This is a genomic window from Aeromonas bivalvium (genome assembly GCF_000819765.1).
Lineage (GTDB): Bacteria > Pseudomonadota > Gammaproteobacteria > Enterobacterales > Aeromonadaceae > Aeromonas > Aeromonas bivalvium.
The window spans coordinates 59,524-75,157 of the sequence record NZ_CDBT01000016.1 but is presented as its reverse complement, the minus strand read 5'-3'; the positions used below and the strand labels follow the sequence as shown (position 1 = coordinate 75,157).

Annotated in this window: 12 protein-coding genes and 1 tRNA gene; 7 read left to right on the top strand and 6 right to left on the bottom strand. The window is 60.4% G+C overall.

From position 1 onward, the window contains the following. Nucleotides 1-370 precede the first annotated feature (370 nt). From purH to BN1119_RS06250, 5 genes are all read left to right on the top strand, one after another. Nucleotides 371-1,963: a bifunctional phosphoribosylaminoimidazolecarboxamide formyltransferase/IMP cyclohydrolase gene (gene purH / locus BN1119_RS06270; protein ID WP_041995384.1), complete on the top strand. Its 1,593-nt coding sequence runs from the start codon at nucleotides 371-373 to the stop codon at nucleotides 1,961-1,963. Between the two features lie 68 nt (nucleotides 1,964-2,031). Then, nucleotides 2,032-3,321 carry a phosphoribosylamine--glycine ligase gene (gene purD, locus BN1119_RS06265; RefSeq protein ID WP_041995382.1) on the top strand — a complete coding sequence of 430 codons (1,290 nt, stop codon included), beginning with the start codon at nucleotides 2,032-2,034 and terminating at the stop codon, nucleotides 3,319-3,321. A 267-nt stretch (nucleotides 3,322-3,588) separates the two neighbouring features. Continuing rightward, complete coding sequence (locus tag BN1119_RS06260; RefSeq protein ID WP_041995380.1) at nucleotides 3,589-6,162, top strand: alpha amylase C-terminal domain-containing protein; 2,574 nt, start codon at nucleotides 3,589-3,591, stop codon at nucleotides 6,160-6,162. 285 nt (nucleotides 6,163-6,447) lie between these two features. Further along, nucleotides 6,448-6,822 carry a cytochrome b562 gene (locus BN1119_RS06255; RefSeq protein ID WP_041995378.1) on the top strand — a complete coding sequence of 125 codons (375 nt, stop codon included), beginning with the start codon at nucleotides 6,448-6,450 and terminating at the stop codon, nucleotides 6,820-6,822. Then, on the top strand, nucleotides 6,803-7,324 hold the full coding sequence (locus BN1119_RS06250; protein WP_041995376.1) for a cytochrome b/b6 domain-containing protein: 522 nt from the start codon (nucleotides 6,803-6,805) through the stop codon (nucleotides 7,322-7,324). The genes BN1119_RS06255 and BN1119_RS06250 overlap by 20 nt, the downstream gene beginning before the upstream one ends. Before the next feature lie 91 nt (nucleotides 7,325-7,415). Here BN1119_RS06250 and BN1119_RS06245 read toward each other — a convergent pair whose 3' ends face one another. After that, nucleotides 7,416-8,303 carry an NmrA family NAD(P)-binding protein gene (locus BN1119_RS06245; RefSeq protein WP_041995374.1) on the bottom strand — a complete coding sequence of 296 codons (888 nt, stop codon included), beginning with the start codon at nucleotides 8,301-8,303 and terminating at the stop codon, nucleotides 7,416-7,418. Between the two features lie 41 nt (nucleotides 8,304-8,344). On the opposite strand from BN1119_RS06245, the gene BN1119_RS06240 reads away from it, so the two are divergent. Then, nucleotides 8,345-9,304 carry a LysR family transcriptional regulator gene (locus BN1119_RS06240; protein WP_084205321.1) on the top strand — a complete coding sequence of 320 codons (960 nt, stop codon included), beginning with the start codon at nucleotides 8,345-8,347 and terminating at the stop codon, nucleotides 9,302-9,304. 218 nt (nucleotides 9,305-9,522) lie between these two features. Here the strand turns inward: BN1119_RS06240 and BN1119_RS06235 are convergent. The 5 genes from BN1119_RS06235 to rpsU all read right to left on the bottom strand — a co-directional run bounded on the left by BN1119_RS06235 (nucleotide 9,523) and on the right by rpsU (nucleotide 14,405). Continuing rightward, a tRNA-Ile gene (locus BN1119_RS06235) sits at nucleotides 9,523-9,599 on the bottom strand. 181 nt (nucleotides 9,600-9,780) lie between these two features. Beyond that, nucleotides 9,781-11,691 (bottom strand): RNA polymerase sigma factor RpoD, encoded by a 1,911-nt coding sequence (rpoD, locus tag BN1119_RS06230; protein ID WP_280136472.1) that lies wholly within the window; start codon nucleotides 11,689-11,691, stop codon nucleotides 9,781-9,783. A gap of 168 nt (nucleotides 11,692-11,859) precedes the next feature. After that, nucleotides 11,860-13,644 carry a DNA primase gene (gene dnaG, locus BN1119_RS06225; RefSeq protein ID WP_041995370.1) on the bottom strand — a complete coding sequence of 595 codons (1,785 nt, stop codon included), beginning with the start codon at nucleotides 13,642-13,644 and terminating at the stop codon, nucleotides 11,860-11,862. Nucleotides 13,645-13,731: 87 nt separating this feature from the next. Beyond that, complete coding sequence (locus tag BN1119_RS06220; protein WP_041995368.1) at nucleotides 13,732-14,175, bottom strand: GatB/YqeY domain-containing protein; 444 nt, start codon at nucleotides 14,173-14,175, stop codon at nucleotides 13,732-13,734. 14 nt (nucleotides 14,176-14,189) lie between these two features. Further along, the gene (rpsU, locus tag BN1119_RS19840) at nucleotides 14,190-14,405 is read right to left on the bottom strand and encodes a 30S ribosomal protein S21 (protein ID WP_005309452.1); all 216 of its coding nucleotides are present in this window, start codon (nucleotides 14,403-14,405) and stop codon (nucleotides 14,190-14,192) included. A 179-nt stretch (nucleotides 14,406-14,584) separates the two neighbouring features. On the opposite strand from rpsU, the gene tsaD reads away from it, so the two are divergent. Continuing rightward, on the top strand, nucleotides 14,585-15,598 hold the full coding sequence (gene tsaD / locus BN1119_RS06215) for a tRNA (adenosine(37)-N6)-threonylcarbamoyltransferase complex transferase subunit TsaD (RefSeq protein WP_041995366.1): 1,014 nt from the start codon (nucleotides 14,585-14,587) through the stop codon (nucleotides 15,596-15,598). The last annotated feature ends 36 nt before the right edge of the window (nucleotides 15,599-15,634 follow it).

Below are 15,634 nucleotides of genomic sequence, written 5' to 3'. Positions count from 1 at the left end.
ATCCCGCCTTTGCCGCCAAATTGCCAGCCAAGGGCCAGAAACAACATGGGAGCACCCTGGCCGCCTCGGCTTTTACCCCTAACTCACTAAAAATAAAAACGTTTACCAAAAAGCCATGGAAAAACGTTTAGCCCCTTGTGGCACAAGGGGTTGCCGCGACAAAAAATCCACCACGGCTCACATTTTTTGTGTAGAATACGCGCCCACAAGAGAGCGCCGCACCAAGCGGGCATTTCCTAAACCACTCTTGCCCCGCCGGGCCCAGAGTGGTTTGCGAAATACCCCCACATCCATTTATTTGGGGACTCTCTGTGTCATGGTGCTTACACAGCCTGCATGGAAGTCCCCGCACCCTGAGGACGATAGAGTGATGGAACAAGCCAGGCCCATTCGCCGTGCACTGCTGAGTGTTTCTGACAAGACCGGCATACTGGAATTTGCCAAGGCACTCAACGAGCGCGGCGTGGCTCTGCTCTCGACGGGCGGCACCGCCAAGCTGCTGGCCGACGCCGGCCTGCCGGTGACCGAGGTCTCCGACTACACCGGATTCCCCGAGATGATGGACGGCCGGGTCAAGACCCTGCATCCCAAGGTTCACGGTGGCATCCTCGGCCGTCGCGACCAGGATGACGCCATCATGGCCCAGCACGCTATCTCCCCCATCGACATGGTCGTCGTCAACCTCTATCCCTTCGCCGCTACCGTGGCCAAGCCCGGTTGCACCCTGGCTGACGCCGTCGAGAACATCGACATCGGCGGCCCGACCATGGTGCGCTCCGCCGCCAAGAACCACAAGGACGTCACCATCGTCGTCAAGGCGGCCGATTACGCGCGCGTCATCGCCGAGATGGATGGCAACGGCAACAGCCTGACCCTTGCCACCCGATTCGATCTGGCCATTGCCGCCTTCGAGCACACCGCCGCCTACGACGGCATGATCGCCAACTACTTCGGCACCCTGGTGCCCTCCTACGGCGACAACAAGGAGGGCGACGAGGAGTCCCGCTTCCCGCGCACCTTCAACGCCCAGTTCATCAAGAAGCAGGACATGCGCTACGGCGAGAACAGCCACCAGGCCGCCGCCTTCTATGCCGAAGAGCAGGCTGCGCCGGGCTCGGTGGCAAGCGCCATCCAACTGCAGGGCAAGGCCCTCTCCTACAACAACATCGCCGACACAGACGCGGCGCTGGAGTGCGTGAAGGAATTCAGCGAACCGGCCTGCGTCATCGTCAAGCACGCCAATCCCTGCGGCGTCGCCATCGGTGACGACCTGCTGGCTGCCTACGATCGCGCCTACCAGACCGACCCCACCTCGGCCTTTGGCGGCATCATCGCCTTCAACCGCGAACTGGATGGCGCCACCGCCGCCGCCATCGTCGAGCGCCAGTTCGTCGAGGTGATCATCGCCCCCAGCATCAGCCAGGCCGCCCGCGACGCCGTGGCCGCCAAGCAGAACGTGCGTCTGCTCGAGTGCGGCCAGTGGACGGCGCCGGCGCAAGGGTTTGACCTCAAGCGCGTCAACGGCGGCCTGCTGGTGCAGGAGCGGGATCACGGCATGGTCACCCTGGGGGATCTGACCGTGGTCAGCAAGCGCCAGCCGACCGAAGCCGAGCTCAAAGACCTGCTGTTCTGCTGGAAGGTGGCCAAGTTCGTCAAGTCCAACGCCATCGTCTACGCCAAGGACGGTCAGACCATAGGCGTGGGCGCCGGCCAGATGAGCCGCGTCTACTCGGCCAAGATAGCCGGCATCAAGGCGGCCGATGAGGGGCTGACTGTGGCGGGTTCCGTCATGGCCTCCGACGCCTTCTTCCCGTTCCGCGACGGTATCGATGCCGCCGCCGCCGCGGGCATCTCCTGCGTCATCCAGCCCGGTGGCTCCATGCGCGACAGCGAGGTGATCGACGCCGCCGACGAACACGGCATGTGCATGGTGTTCACCGGCATGCGCCACTTCCGCCACTGATCATCAGAAGAGGGCTGCCCAGGCAGCCCTCTCGGATCCGACCCTGATCCCTATTCGAGAGCCCAGACATGAAAGTATTGGTAATTGGTAATGGCGGTCGTGAACACGCCCTGGCCTGGAAGGCCAAACAGTCCCCCCTGGTGAGCCAGGTGTTCGTGGCCCCCGGCAATGCGGGCACCCGGCTCGAGCCGGGGGTCGAGAACGTCGCCATCGAGGCCACCGACATCCCGGCCCTGCTGGCCTTCGCCAAGGAGCAGCAGATAGGGCTGACCATAGTCGGGCCGGAAGCCCCCCTGGTGAAAGGGGTGGTGGATGCGTTTCGCGCCGAGGGGCAGACCATCTTCGGCCCCACCGCCGCCGCCGCCCAGCTGGAAGGCTCCAAGGCCTTCACCAAGGACTTCCTGGCGCGCCACGCCATCCCCACCGCCGCCTACCAGAACTTCACCGAGGTGGAGCCGGCCCTGGCCTACCTGCGCCAGCAGGGTGCCCCCATCGTCATCAAGGCCGACGGCCTGGCGGCCGGTAAAGGGGTGATCGTCGCCATGACCCTCGAAGAGGCCGAAGAGGCGGTGCGTGACATGCTCTCCGGCAACGCCTTCGGCGATGCCGGTGCCCGGGTGGTGATCGAGGAGTTCCTCACCGGCGAGGAGGCCAGCTTCATCGTCATGGTGGACGGCGAGCAGGTGCTGCCCATGGCCACCAGCCAGGATCACAAGCGGGTCGGCGATGGCGATACCGGTCTCAACACAGGTGGCATGGGGGCCTACTCCCCCGCTCCCGTGGTGACCGACCTGGTGCACCAGCGTGCCATGGAGCAGGTGATCATGCCGACGGTGCGCGGCATGGCCGCGGAAGGCAACCGCTATTCCGGCTTCCTCTACGCCGGCCTGATGATCGATGCCGAAGGCAACCCCAAGGTGATCGAGTTCAACTGCCGCTTCGGCGACCCCGAGACCCAGCCCATCATGCTGCGGATGCAATCCGATCTGGTGGCGCTCTGCCTCGCGGCCTGCGCCGGCGAGCTGGCAGGCAAGGAGGCCATCTATGATCCCCGCGCCGCCATCGGCGTGGTGCTGGCGGCCGGCGGCTATCCTGGCGATTACGCCAAGGACTTGCCCATCAGCGGCCTGCCAGAAGAAGAGGTGCCGGGCGAGAAGCTGTTCCATGCCGGTACCCGCTTCGAGGGCGACACCGTCGTCACCAGCGGCGGGCGCGTGCTGTGCGCCACCGCTCTGGGGGAGACGGTAGCCCAGGCCCAGGCCCGCGCCTACCAGCTGGCCGATCAGGTACAGTGGCAGGGCGTCTTCTGCCGCCGGGACATCGGCTGGCGCGCCATCGCGCGCGAGCAGGGCGAGTAACCGCCATCCCCGAAGGGCCCGCCGCTGCGGGCCCTTCCATTTTTCCTCCTGTCGCCCCTCAAGAAACCGCTTTCAGGCTTTGTCACCGGATCGCGGATCTTCTCTGCCGTTGAAAGCATTTTCACTCACACTTCTCAACTTATTCCCTCCTTTCTATTTTCACGCCCCGCTATTTCATCAATGCTGATTACTCGAACGAGGATGGTTCGATGTCCGTTCGACAAACGACTGTGACAAGCCAATAACAAGATCGAAGGGAAAATCGTCATGCACAGCACACTGTTTCGAACCGCCCTGCTGGCGGCGGCACTCGGCTCTTTCAGCCACACTGCCAGCGCCGAAGGAGTCATGGTTCACCTGTTCCAATGGAAGTTCAACGACATCGCCAACGAGTGCGAGACCGTGCTCGGGCCCAAGGGGTTCGGCGGCGTCCAGATCACCCCGCCTGCCGAGCACAAACAGGGCAGCCAGGTCTGGTGGACCGTCTATCAACCGGTCAGCTTCAAGAATTTCAACAGCTTCGGCGGCAGCGAGGCAGAGCTCAGGAGCATGGTAGCCCGCTGCAACGCGGCCGGGGTCAAGGTCTACGCCGACGCCGTCTTCAACCAGCTGGCATCGGGCTCGGGCACCGCCACCGGCGGTGGCAGCTATCACTCGGGCCAGTTCCAGTATCCCCAGTTCGGTTACAACGACTTTCACCACAACGGTGACATCAGCAACTACGGCGACAGCAACAACGTCTGGAACGGCGCCCTCTACGGCATGCCGGATCTGAAGACGGAGTCCCCCTATGTGCAGGATCAGATAGCCGACTACATGAAGACCCTGCTCGGCTGGGGCGTGGCGGGCTTTCGCATCGATGCGGCCAAGCACATGCCCCCCGCCGATGTGAAGGCGATCCTCGACAAGGCGGGCAGCCCCAGGGCCTACCTGGAGGTGATAGGCGCAGGCGGCGAGTCCCCCGACATCCAGCCGGGCCGCTACACCTATGTCGACACCGTCACCGAGTTCAAGTACGGCACGGATCTCGCCGCCAACTTCAACGGCCAGATCAAGCACCTCAAGACCCTGGGGGAGAGCTGGGGCCTGCTCCCCTCCAACAAGGCCTTCGTCTTCGTGGTCAACCACGACCGCGAGCGGGGCCACGGCGGTGGCGGCATGCTCACCTTCATGAGCGGCGCCCGCTACGATCTGGCCAACACCTTCATGATGGCCTGGCCCTATGGCTGGAAGCAGGTGATGTCGGGCTATCGCTTCGAAAACATGGGCACCTATGAAACCGACAAGGGGGCGCCGGGCAGCACGCCCTGCACGGACAGCCAGTGGAACTGCGAACAGCGCCGACCGACCATCATGAACATGGCCCTGTTCCACAACCGGACCGAAGGCCAGCCCGTCAGCAACTGGTGGGACAACGGCAACAACCAGATAGCCTTCAGTCGCGGTGACAAGGGCTTCGTCGCCATCAACAACGAGAGCGGCAGCCTGGTGGCCTCGGTGCAGACCGGACTGCCGGCCGGCGAGTACTGCAACCTGCTGGGGGGCAATGACTACTGCAGCGGCGGCTATGTCACCGTCGACGGCAGCGGCAAGGCCAGCCTGAACGTCCCCGCCATGAAGGCGGCCGCCATCATCGCCGGTTGCACCAAGGCCAGCCCCTGTGGCGGTTCCGTCCTGCCGGGCAACAAGTTCAGCAGCATGAACCTGCGCGGCACCCACAACGCCTGGGGCAACACCCCCATGACCGTCGATGCCAACCGTGTCTGGTCCGCCACCCTCACCCTGACCGGCAACGGTCACGCCACCGGTGCCCAGCGCTTCAAGTTCGACGTCTTCGGCAACTGGGCCGAGCACTACGGCGACAACGAAGGGGATGGCATCGCCGACAAGGGCAGCAGCAAGGATATCCTGGTCAGCGGGGCGGGCAGCTACCGCATCACCCTGAGCGAGAGCGATCTGCGCTACACGGTCACCCCCCTCACCAGCAACCAGGCGCCGGTCGCCGTCCTCTCCCCCAAAACCCTCAACGTCAAGGCGGGGGAGAGCGTGGTGTTCGATGCCTCCGCTTCCAGCGATGACGGCGGCGTGGTGGGCTACAGCTGGTCCAGCGGGGGCAGCGCCCCTACGGAGACAGTCCGGTTCGATACCCCGGGTACCCATACAGTGACGGTCACCGTGACCGATGCGGAAGGGTTGACCGCCAGTGCCAGCGCCACCGTGACCGTCACCGACGACAACGGCACCTACGCCAGCGTATTGCCCACCCTGAACTTCCGCGGCACCCCCAATGCCTGGGGATCCCTTGCCATGACGCTGATCGCCGACAATCAGTGGGAAGCCTTGGTCACCTTCGACGGTCAGACCAACCAGCGCTTCAAGTTCGACGTCAAGGGGGACTGGACCCAGAACTACGGCGACACCAACAAGGACGGCGTGGCCGAACAGGGGGGCGCCGACATACTGACCACGGTCAGCGGCCAGTATCGGGTGCGCTTCAACGATCTGACCCTGCAATACAGCCTGAGCCCGATCGGCGGCTTCGCCAGCACCTTCCCCACGCTCAACCTGCGGGGCACTGTCAACGGCTGGGGCAACACGACCATGACCCTGGTCGGCGACCATCTGTGGCAGGCCAGCGTCGACTTTACCGGCGCTGGCGATACCAACGGCGGCCAACGCTTCAAGTTCGACGTCAAGGGAGACTGGACCCAGGGCTATGGTGACAGCAATGGGGACGGCACCGCCGAGCCGGGCGGCGCAGACATAGGCACCCAGGCAACCGGGCTTCATCTGGTGCGTTTCCATGACCAGAGCCTCGCCTACAGCCTGACCCCCCAGTAACAGGGCGCAGCCATGCTTCCGGGCGCAGGATGCCAATGCGCCACCATGACAAAGGGCCCCAGCGGGCCCTTCTTACTGTCCTGTATTCAGGGCGTGTCGTCCCCACCCAGGCGCACGCCACTGCCGGCAAGTCGTGCCACCCTGTTAACCCCCTGTCACCTTTTGTCACAAAAAAACCAACTATTCACAAACGGTTCACGGTACCTCATGGCATCATGCAGGGTAAGAACCCAAACCAGGGTTCAATTGCAACCTACGCATGTCGTTATCGAATAAGGAGATCCCATGTTGAATACCGTTCGCCCCCTGCTGCTGCCGCTGATGTTCGGCCTCTTCACCCTGCCCGCCCTGGCAGGTGATCTGGAGCAGCCGATGAAGAAGATGGGCTTCAACTACAAGCAGGCCACCAAGGCGAGCGATCCGGCCACCATGGAGAAACACATCAACCAGATGCGCGCCGAGATCGATGAAGCCAAGACACGCCAGATGCCGACGGCCAAGAAAGAGAAGTTTCTGGAGGGCCTCACCGAGGTGCAGAGCGAGCTGGATGCCAGCCTGGCTGCCCTCAAGGCGGGTGACGAGGCCAAGGCCCGTGAGCACCTGGCCAAGGTGAATGACCTGAAGAAGGAGTACCACAAATATGCCAAGCAGAAGGGCTGATCCCTTTCGCTGGGATCCTCTGGTGCGTCTGACGCACTGGGGGCTGGCCGTCGCCTGTATCGCCAACCTCTGGCTCAACGAGTCGGGGGAGGAGTGGCACGAGTGGCTGGGCTACCTCGCCATGTCCCTCATCGGGCTGCGCCTGCTGTGGGGGCTGACCCTGGCCAGAGGCGATGCCCGGCTGGGCGCCCTGCTCCCCAGCCGCGAGGACTTTCGCCAGCAGGCACGGGAGATGCGCGAGCGGCTACCCGCCTCCCCCGGTCATCATGGCAGCGGCAAGCTGGCGGTCTGGGCCATCTGGCTGACCGTGCTCGCCACCGGCTTCACCGGCTGGTTTCAGAACACGGAACTCGGTTTCGAGCTGGAAGCCTATGACTGGCACACCTGGTGTACCTGGGGGCTGCAAGGGCTGATCGCCCTGCACCTGACGGCCCTGGTGTTCACCTCCTGGCGCCAGCGCAGCAACCTGCTGCGGCGCATGCTGCCGGGCAAGGCGCACTGAGCCCCTTTGCCACGCCATGACGCAGCCGTGATGGCCCACAACAGACCCGCCCCATGGCGGGTCTGTTGCATCGGGATTCAGCGATACAGGCTTACCCCGCAGCCAATGTATCCATCACCACATCAAGCGTGATGGTTCCCTGGCGTCGCTCAACGCTCAACAAGTCATCAAACGCTATATGGCCAGTGTTAATCCCTTGAGTCATTTCAATAAATCCGCAGATGGCCGCCGATGAAAAACCTCGACCCGCGATCGACTGTGCCCAGTCTGACTCAGGTATCGAAAAAGGCGATATCGCTTCTCCGAGTGTCAAAGACAAGTGCTCCGCAATATCGTTCGGGGAATACCGGGCAGGACCTTCCAGATCAATCACTCGCACACCGTCCCAGTTTTCACAGAGGGCTTCGGCCGCCATGCGGCCGATATCGGCTGCGGCAATCATCGGAAACTCTTGATTCAACGGCGACAAAAAACTGGGTAGTTGACGCTGGCACACCGCCATTTTAACGAGCGGCGCCCAGTTTTCCATGAAGTAGGCTGCACGAAGAAATGTTACTGACAGCCTGGTATCGCTCAATGACTCCTCAAGCATACGATTCATGGCAATCCAGCCAGTTCCCTCGGGTTGCTCTGCGCCGATTGACGAGAGAACAACCAGCCTGGACAAGTTCGCCAATTTTGCCGCCTTCGCAATGGAGCGAGCCATCGTGCCAGCCTGTGAAAAGAGATGCTCTGACGAATACTGCGGGGGGCTGACGATGTATGCACCGTCCGCACCAGAAAAGGCCTTGCACAGGGCAGCGAAATCAGAGAAATCAGCCACAGCAACGTCAGCCCCGAGAGCCGCCCACACTTCCCCTTTTGGCTCATCTCGCACGACAACCCGCACGCGCTTTCCAGCATCGAGCAATGTCTTTGCAGCAGCAGATCCCGTACGGCCTGTGGCACCTGTTACAACAAACAATTCGTTAGCACTCATTTTTCCTCCCGTTAAGAAGCTTGATGGATTCGTCATGAGGAATGCTATACAGTTCATCGACATATGAAAAATGCATGCAGGTTATTTCAAACATGCACAAGCCGGATATAGGTGAGGTCGACCTCAACCTTCTCAAGTTGTTTGACGCCCTGCTCAAAGAAGGCAGCGTCACAGGTGCGGGCACACGATTAGGGCTTAGCCAGCCCGCCGCGAGTCGGGCTTTAGGACGCTTGCGCCGGTTGTTGAACGACCGGATTCTGGTGCGAACGGCCAATGGATGGGAATTAACGCCAAGAGCGCTCGCGTTGTCGGCATCGGTGACCAGGTTGCTTGATGATGCTCGCGCCATTGTCTCCCCTGCAGAATTTCATCCAGGCAGCGCATCGGGGCGATTTACGATTGCCACTGGGGATCACTTGGCCCTTTTATTAATGCCTGAGCTGGTTTCTAGACTTGCCTCCTTGGCACCCGGGATCGATCTGGTCATGTCGGCACCCGCGGGTGACAACGTCGATTTAATTGCTCAGGGTGGCGCGGATCTGGCAGTAGGCTCTTTCGAGGGGCTGCCTGCACGGTTTTACAGCAAGCCACTCTATGATGAAGATTTGGTCTGTGTGGTTCGCCAAGGCCATCCGATCCTCGCCGAACCACTGACACTCGAACATTTTGTCTCGTGGCCGCATCTTGCGGTGATCATCACGGGCCACGGAGGAAGTGCCGTGGATGAAGCGCTGGCACAGCGTGGGCTCACCCGCAGAATTGCGGTACGGACCCCTCACTTTCTGGTTGCTCCCAACATGGTGGCCAAGAGCGATTTGGTTCTCTGTCTTCCACGTAGACTGGCCCACCGAATTGCCGAGTCAGTCAGCATTGAAATACTCGCTCTGCCGATGGAAATCACGCCATTCACGCCATCTATTATTTGGCATGAGAGACAACACTATGACCCTGCACACAAATGGCTTCGCAACCAGATTCTTGAAATTGCCCGTATCGTGTAGCAGGTCTTGATTTGCCTTCATGGTTCGATGACCACTCGTGAAGGTCATCTAACACATGCCACCTTGAGGAGGCATGTGCATTTTTCTCACTGAAGGAGAAAAACAGTTTGGGGAGGGAGAGAGCCACTCTGGAGTGGATGACCTGCTGGTTGAAATACCCTGTAGGTATCCTAGCGAAAAGAGGGCTGGCGAGTAATAACTCGCCAGCCCTCTGGAATTGGTGGCCCCTGCCCGACTTGAACGGGCGACCAATCGATTATGAGTCGACTGCTCTAACCAACTGAGCTAAGGGGCCGTATGCGTTGGTTTGCGGCGTGGATTATAGGGGATGGAAAAGCCCTAGTCCATAGCCAGATCAATCACTTGGCGACATTTTGTCCATTCGCTCCCCAAGTGCGTGATCCCTCTGACATAAATAAAACAAAGCCCCGCGTGGCGGGGCTTTGGGGGGGATGGCCGGGGCCAATGCCTCAGGACTACTCGTCCAGGAAGCTGCGCAGCACTTCCGAGCGGCTCGGATGGCGCAGCTTGCGCAGAGCCTTGGCCTCGATCTGACGAATACGCTCACGGGTGACGTCGAACTGCTTGCCCACTTCCTCGAGGGTATGGTCCGTGTTCATGTCGATCCCGAAACGCATCCGCAGCACCTTGGCTTCGCGGGCGGTCAGACCGGCCAGCACTTCGCGGGTGGCGTTGCGCAGGCTCTCGCTGGTGGCCGCATCCGCCGGCAGGGCCAGGGTGGTATCTTCGATGAAGTCGCCCAGGTGGGAATCTTCATCATCACCGATGGGCGTCTCCATGGAGATAGGCTCCTTGGCGATCTTCAGTACCTTGCGGATCTTGTCTTCCGGCATGCCCATGCGCATGGCCAGCTCTTCCGGGTTCGGTTCACGACCCATCTCCTGCAGCATCTGACGGGAGATACGGTTGAGCTTGTTGATGGTCTCGATCATGTGCACCGGGATACGGATGGTACGGGCCTGATCCGCGATGGAGCGGGTAATGGCCTGACGGATCCACCAGGTGGCATAGGTCGAGAACTTGTAGCCACGACGGTATTCAAACTTGTCCACCGCCTTCATCAGACCTATGTTGCCCTCCTGGATCAGATCCAGGAACTGCAGACCACGGTTGGTGTACTTCTTGGCGATGGAGATAACCAGACGCAGGTTCGCCTCGACCATCTCTTTCTTGGCACGGCGAGCCTTGGCCTCACCTATGCTCATGCGACGGTTGATGTCCTTGATCTGGGTAATCGACAGGCCAGTCTCTTCTTCGATCTGCTGCAGCTTGCCGATGGCGCGCAGCACGTCTTCGTCCATCTCGACCAGACGGGGAGACCAGGACTTGCCAGCTTGCTTCTGGTATTCAAACCAGGCTGTTTCGCACTCGTTGTTGGTGAAGGCCGCGACGAAGGTTTTCTTCGGCATCTTGGCCTGCTCAACGCAGAGCTTGAGAATGATCCTTTCCTGTACCCGCACACGCTCCATCATCTCGCGCATGTTGTTGACCAGACGGTCGAACTGTTTGGGCATCAGACGGAACTGACGGAACACGTCGGCCAGCTGAGCGATGGCGGCCTGGGTTTCGTCGTGAGCACGGCCGTTATTCTGGATGGAGAGGCGGGTGACTTCGTACTGGGCACGCAGTTCACCAAACTTCTCGCGGGCGACTTCGGGATCCGGACCGCCGTCCCCGTCGTCATCCGAACTGTCGCCGTCTTCGTCTTCGTCTTCGTCTTCGTCCTCATCCTCGTCGGCGAGGTCGTCTTCGCTGAGCTCGGAACCGATATGGGTCGCCGTCGGCGCCACATCATCGGCCTCGTTGGGATCGATGAAACCCGAGATGATGTCGGACAGACGCAGCTGTTCGGCTTCAAATTTATCGTACTGTTCAAGCAGATAAGTGATGGCTTCCGGGTACTCTGCCACCGAGCTCTGTACCTGGTTGATGCCGTCTTCGATACGCTTGGCGATGTCGATTTCGCCTTCACGGGTCAGCAGCTCGACGGTACCCATCTCCCGCATGTACATGCGGACCGGGTCCGTGGTGCGACCAATTTCAGATTCAACAGAGGCCAAGGCTTGAGCCGCTGCTTCGGCGGCATCTTCGTCGGCGGTGCCGCCTTCGGCCATGATAAGGTCATCGGCATCCGGTGCGTTTTCCACTACCTGGATACCCATGTCGTTGATCATCTGAATGATGTCTTCGATCTGATCAGAGTCAACGATCTCTTGAGGGAGGTGATCGTTCACCTCGGCATAAGTCAGGTAGCCCTGTTCTTTACCTTTGGCAACGAGGAGTTTAAGCTGAGACTGCGGGGTTTGCTCCATAGAACTCATCCGGTTGGTGTTGCTAGGTTGCGCGAGCGATGCGCTGGTGCGCAAATAGCCAATTCTAATAGAAAACCGCCAGACATGCTATGTCTGGTTGCGGCGTCGGTCTGAGAAACCCCTGCCCGCTTTGTTTGTCGGGGCCAGGTGGTTATAGGTTTTTGCATCTAATTCCCGTCGATTCGGGCAACTCTGTTTATATTGGGACTAACCACTCAGATATCAAGCCCCAATGTCATTTCTTTTCTCATTCTGTACTTCCCGGATCAACATCATCAGCTCCTTGGTTTCCTCGGCGCTCAGTCCTTGTAGGGCCACCTTGGCCTGCAACTCTTCGATACGCTGCTTCAAGAACTGGTTGATGAAGCCGACGAAAGTATCCTGCAACTCGCCCAAGATGTCCGGTTCACGCTCGAGCTGGATCTCGAACAAGTCGTGCATGGCCAACTGAGCCAGGATCTCTCCCTCTTTGGTGCCACGCCAGTGTTCGAGCAGTATCCCCGTGGTGATGCCGGGCTGTGCCAGGATCTGCTGGTGCAGCTTGAGCAGAAACCCAATTCCCTGCAACTTGAGCCCGGCCAGTTCCGGCATGGCGGGCAGTTCAGCTGTCACCCCGGGATACTGCACCATGAGCGCCAGCGCCCGGCGCAGAGGGGTCAGCTTGCCGCGCTGTGGCTTGGCCTGTTCCACCTTCGGCTGGCTATGACGGGCAAACAGCTCGGTAATACGCTGCCGGTTCTCGCCCCAGCGCATCATGCTGGAGAGCCGGGTGATCAGTCCCTCCCGGGTGAAGCCTTCCGGCACCCGGCGGATCAGATCGGCAGCCTTGTTCGCCACCTCGAACTTGCCCGCCTCGCCGGTCAGGGCCGCATCCCGCGCGAGGCGCTCGAACATGAAATCGGCGAAGGGCTGCGCCTCGTCCAGCAAGGCCTCAAACCCCTCCTTGCCAATCTGACGCACCAGAGAATCGGGATCCTCGCCATCGGGCAGGAACACGAACTTGAGCTCGCGGCCATCCTGCAAGTGAGGAAGGGCATTCTCCAGTGCCCGCCATGCCGCTTCCCGACCGGCATTGTCACCGTCGTAGCAGCAGACCACCTCGGCGGTGGTGCGAAACAGGGTATGGATATGATCGCTGGTGGTCGCCGTGCCAAGCGCCGCCACCGCATAGTCGATCTCGTACTGGCCGAGCGCCACCACATCCATGTAGCCCTCCACCACCAGGATCCGGCGAGGATCCTTGTGCGCCTGCTTCACCTCAAAGAGGCCGAACAGCTCCCGCCCTTTGTGGAAGATGGGGGTCTCCGGCGAGTTCAGATACTTGGGTGTCCCATCACCAAGCACTCGGCCACCGAAGCCGATGACCCGGCCTCGCTTGTCGCGGATGGGGAACATGATGCGATCGCGAAAGCGGTCATAGCTGCCGGGACCGCTGTCGCGGGGGATCAGCATGCCGCCGGTGATGAGCAGCTGCTCGTGATCCCGGCTGGTGCCAAAACGGCGCCGCACCTGATCCCAGTCCCCCGGGGCATAGCCTATGTTGAAACGCTTGACCACTTCCCCGGTGAGGCCGCGCCCCTTGAGATACTCCACCGCGTGGGTAGCGCTCTTGAGGTTGCTCTCGTAGAAGCGGGCGATCTGGTTCATCAGCTCATAGAGATCCTTGCTGACGGCCGGTTGAGAATTGCCGGCCCCCCCTTGGCTCTGCTCACGAGGCACCTGCATGCCCTGCATACTGGCCAGCTCTTCGATGGCGTCGGGAAATTCGAGGCCGTCATACTCCATGACAAAACCGATGGCATTGCCATGGGCGCCACAACCGAAGCAGTGATAGAACTGCTTCTCCTGACTGACGGTGAAGGAGGGACTCTTTTCGTTATGGAAGGGGCAGCAGGCCTGGTAGTTCTTGCCGGCCTTTTTCAATCGCACCCGTGAGTCGACCAACTCGACAATATCGGTACGAGCGAGCAGATCATCGATGAAGGATTGCGGGATCCTGCCTGCCATAACCATCCTGATTCATAAGGAGAAAAAGAAAAAAGCCGCGCATTCCCAGGGAAGCACGGCTTCTTCGACCAACAAGAGCACAGCCTGTTACGCCAGGCGGGTTTTCACCAACGCGCTGACGGCGCCGACATCGGCACGCCCCTGAATGTTTGGCTTCAAGACAGCCATGACTTTACCCATATCGGCCATGACGGCAGCACCGCTCTGGGCGATGGCTTGCTCTATCAGGGCATCAATTTCGGCAGCGGTCAGCTGTTGCGGCAGGAACTCCTGCAGCACCTGGATCTCGGCGGCTTCGACATCGGCAAGATCTTGGCGACCAGCTACTTCATATTGGCTGATGGAATCACGGCGCTGTTTGACCATCTTGGTCACGACAGCGAGGATATCCTCATCATTGAGCTCAATACGGGAGTCAATTTCACGCTGTTTGATCTCGGCCATCAACAAACGGATCGTCCCCAGGCGGGCCTTGTTCTTGGCCAGCATGGCGAGTTTTTGTTGATCCTTGAGCTGATCTTTCAGAGACACGGCTGAAACTCTAATTAGTACAGGCGGATACGACGAGCGTTTTCGCGAGACAGCTTCTTGGCGTGACGCTTGACGGCGGACGCTTTGGCGCGCTTACGAATGGTAGTCGGCTTCTCGTAGAACTCACGGCTACGAACTTCAGACAGGATACCGGCCTTTTCGCAAGAACGCTTGAAGCGACGCAGAGCAACGTCAAACGGCTCATTTTCACGGACTTTGATTACTGGCATGTGCCTTTCACCTCAGTGATAAATTGTTAGCTGACCATCATTCGATCAGCATGTCTTAAAATGGTGCGAAATTATACTCTGGACAGGGAATGAAAGTAAACCCGCAGAGATCGCTCTGGTTTAAAAAACCCGCGAAGGTTACCATAGCCGTCTCATTTTAGCAGTGAAAATTTTTAGCAATGCGTGTATTGGGCATAGAGACATCCTGTGACGAAACCGGGATCGCGATCTTCGATGATCAAAAAGGGATCCTTTCCCATCAGTTATACAGCCAGGTCAAGCTGCATGCGGACTACGGTGGCGTTGTCCCCGAGCTCGCCAGCCGGGATCATGTCCGCAAGACGATCCCCTTGATCCAGGCCGCATTGCTAGAGGCTGGCCTGGGCAAAGATGACATAGACGGCATCGCCTACACGGCCGGACCGGGTCTGGTGGGCGCCATCCTGGTAGGCGCCACCATAGGTCGTTCCCTGGCCATGGCGTGGGGCAAACCTGCCGTGGCGGTGCATCATATGGAAGGCCACCTGCTTGCCCCCATGCTGGAAGAGCGGGCCCCCGAGTTCCCCTTCGTGGCGCTGCTGGTTTCCGGCGGCCATTCCATGCTGGTACGGGTGGATGGCATCGGCCACTATCAGCTGCTGGGCGAATCCATCGATGATGCCGCCGGCGAGGCATTCGACAAGACCGCCAAGCTGATGGGGCTCGACTATCCTGGCGGCCCCCTGCTCTCCCGTCTGGCCGAGAAGGGGACCACGGGACGTTTCCACTTCCCCCGCCCCATGACCGACAGGCCCGGGCTCGACATGAGCTTCTCCGGGCTCAAGACCTTTGCCGCCAACACCATAGCCGCCAACGGTGATGATGAGCAGACTCGTGCCGATATCGCCCGTGCATTTGAAGATGCGGTGGTCGACACTCTGGCCATCAAGTGCCGTCGTGCGCTGAAAGAGACGGGGCTGAACCGCCTGGTGGTCGCCGGCGGCGTCAGTGCCAATCGCCATCTGCGCGCCCAGTTGGCCGAGCTGATGGAGAGCCTGAACGGTGACGTCTTCTACCCACGCACCGAATACTGCACCGATAACGGTGCCATGATCGCCTATGCTGGCATGCAACGCCTGAAAGCTGGGGTATTCGAACCGCTGGAGGTCAAGGCGGTGCCACGCTGGCCGCTCGATACCCTTGATCCCGTTTGAACATCACCACCATGAAGAAGGGGCCCGCGGGCCCCT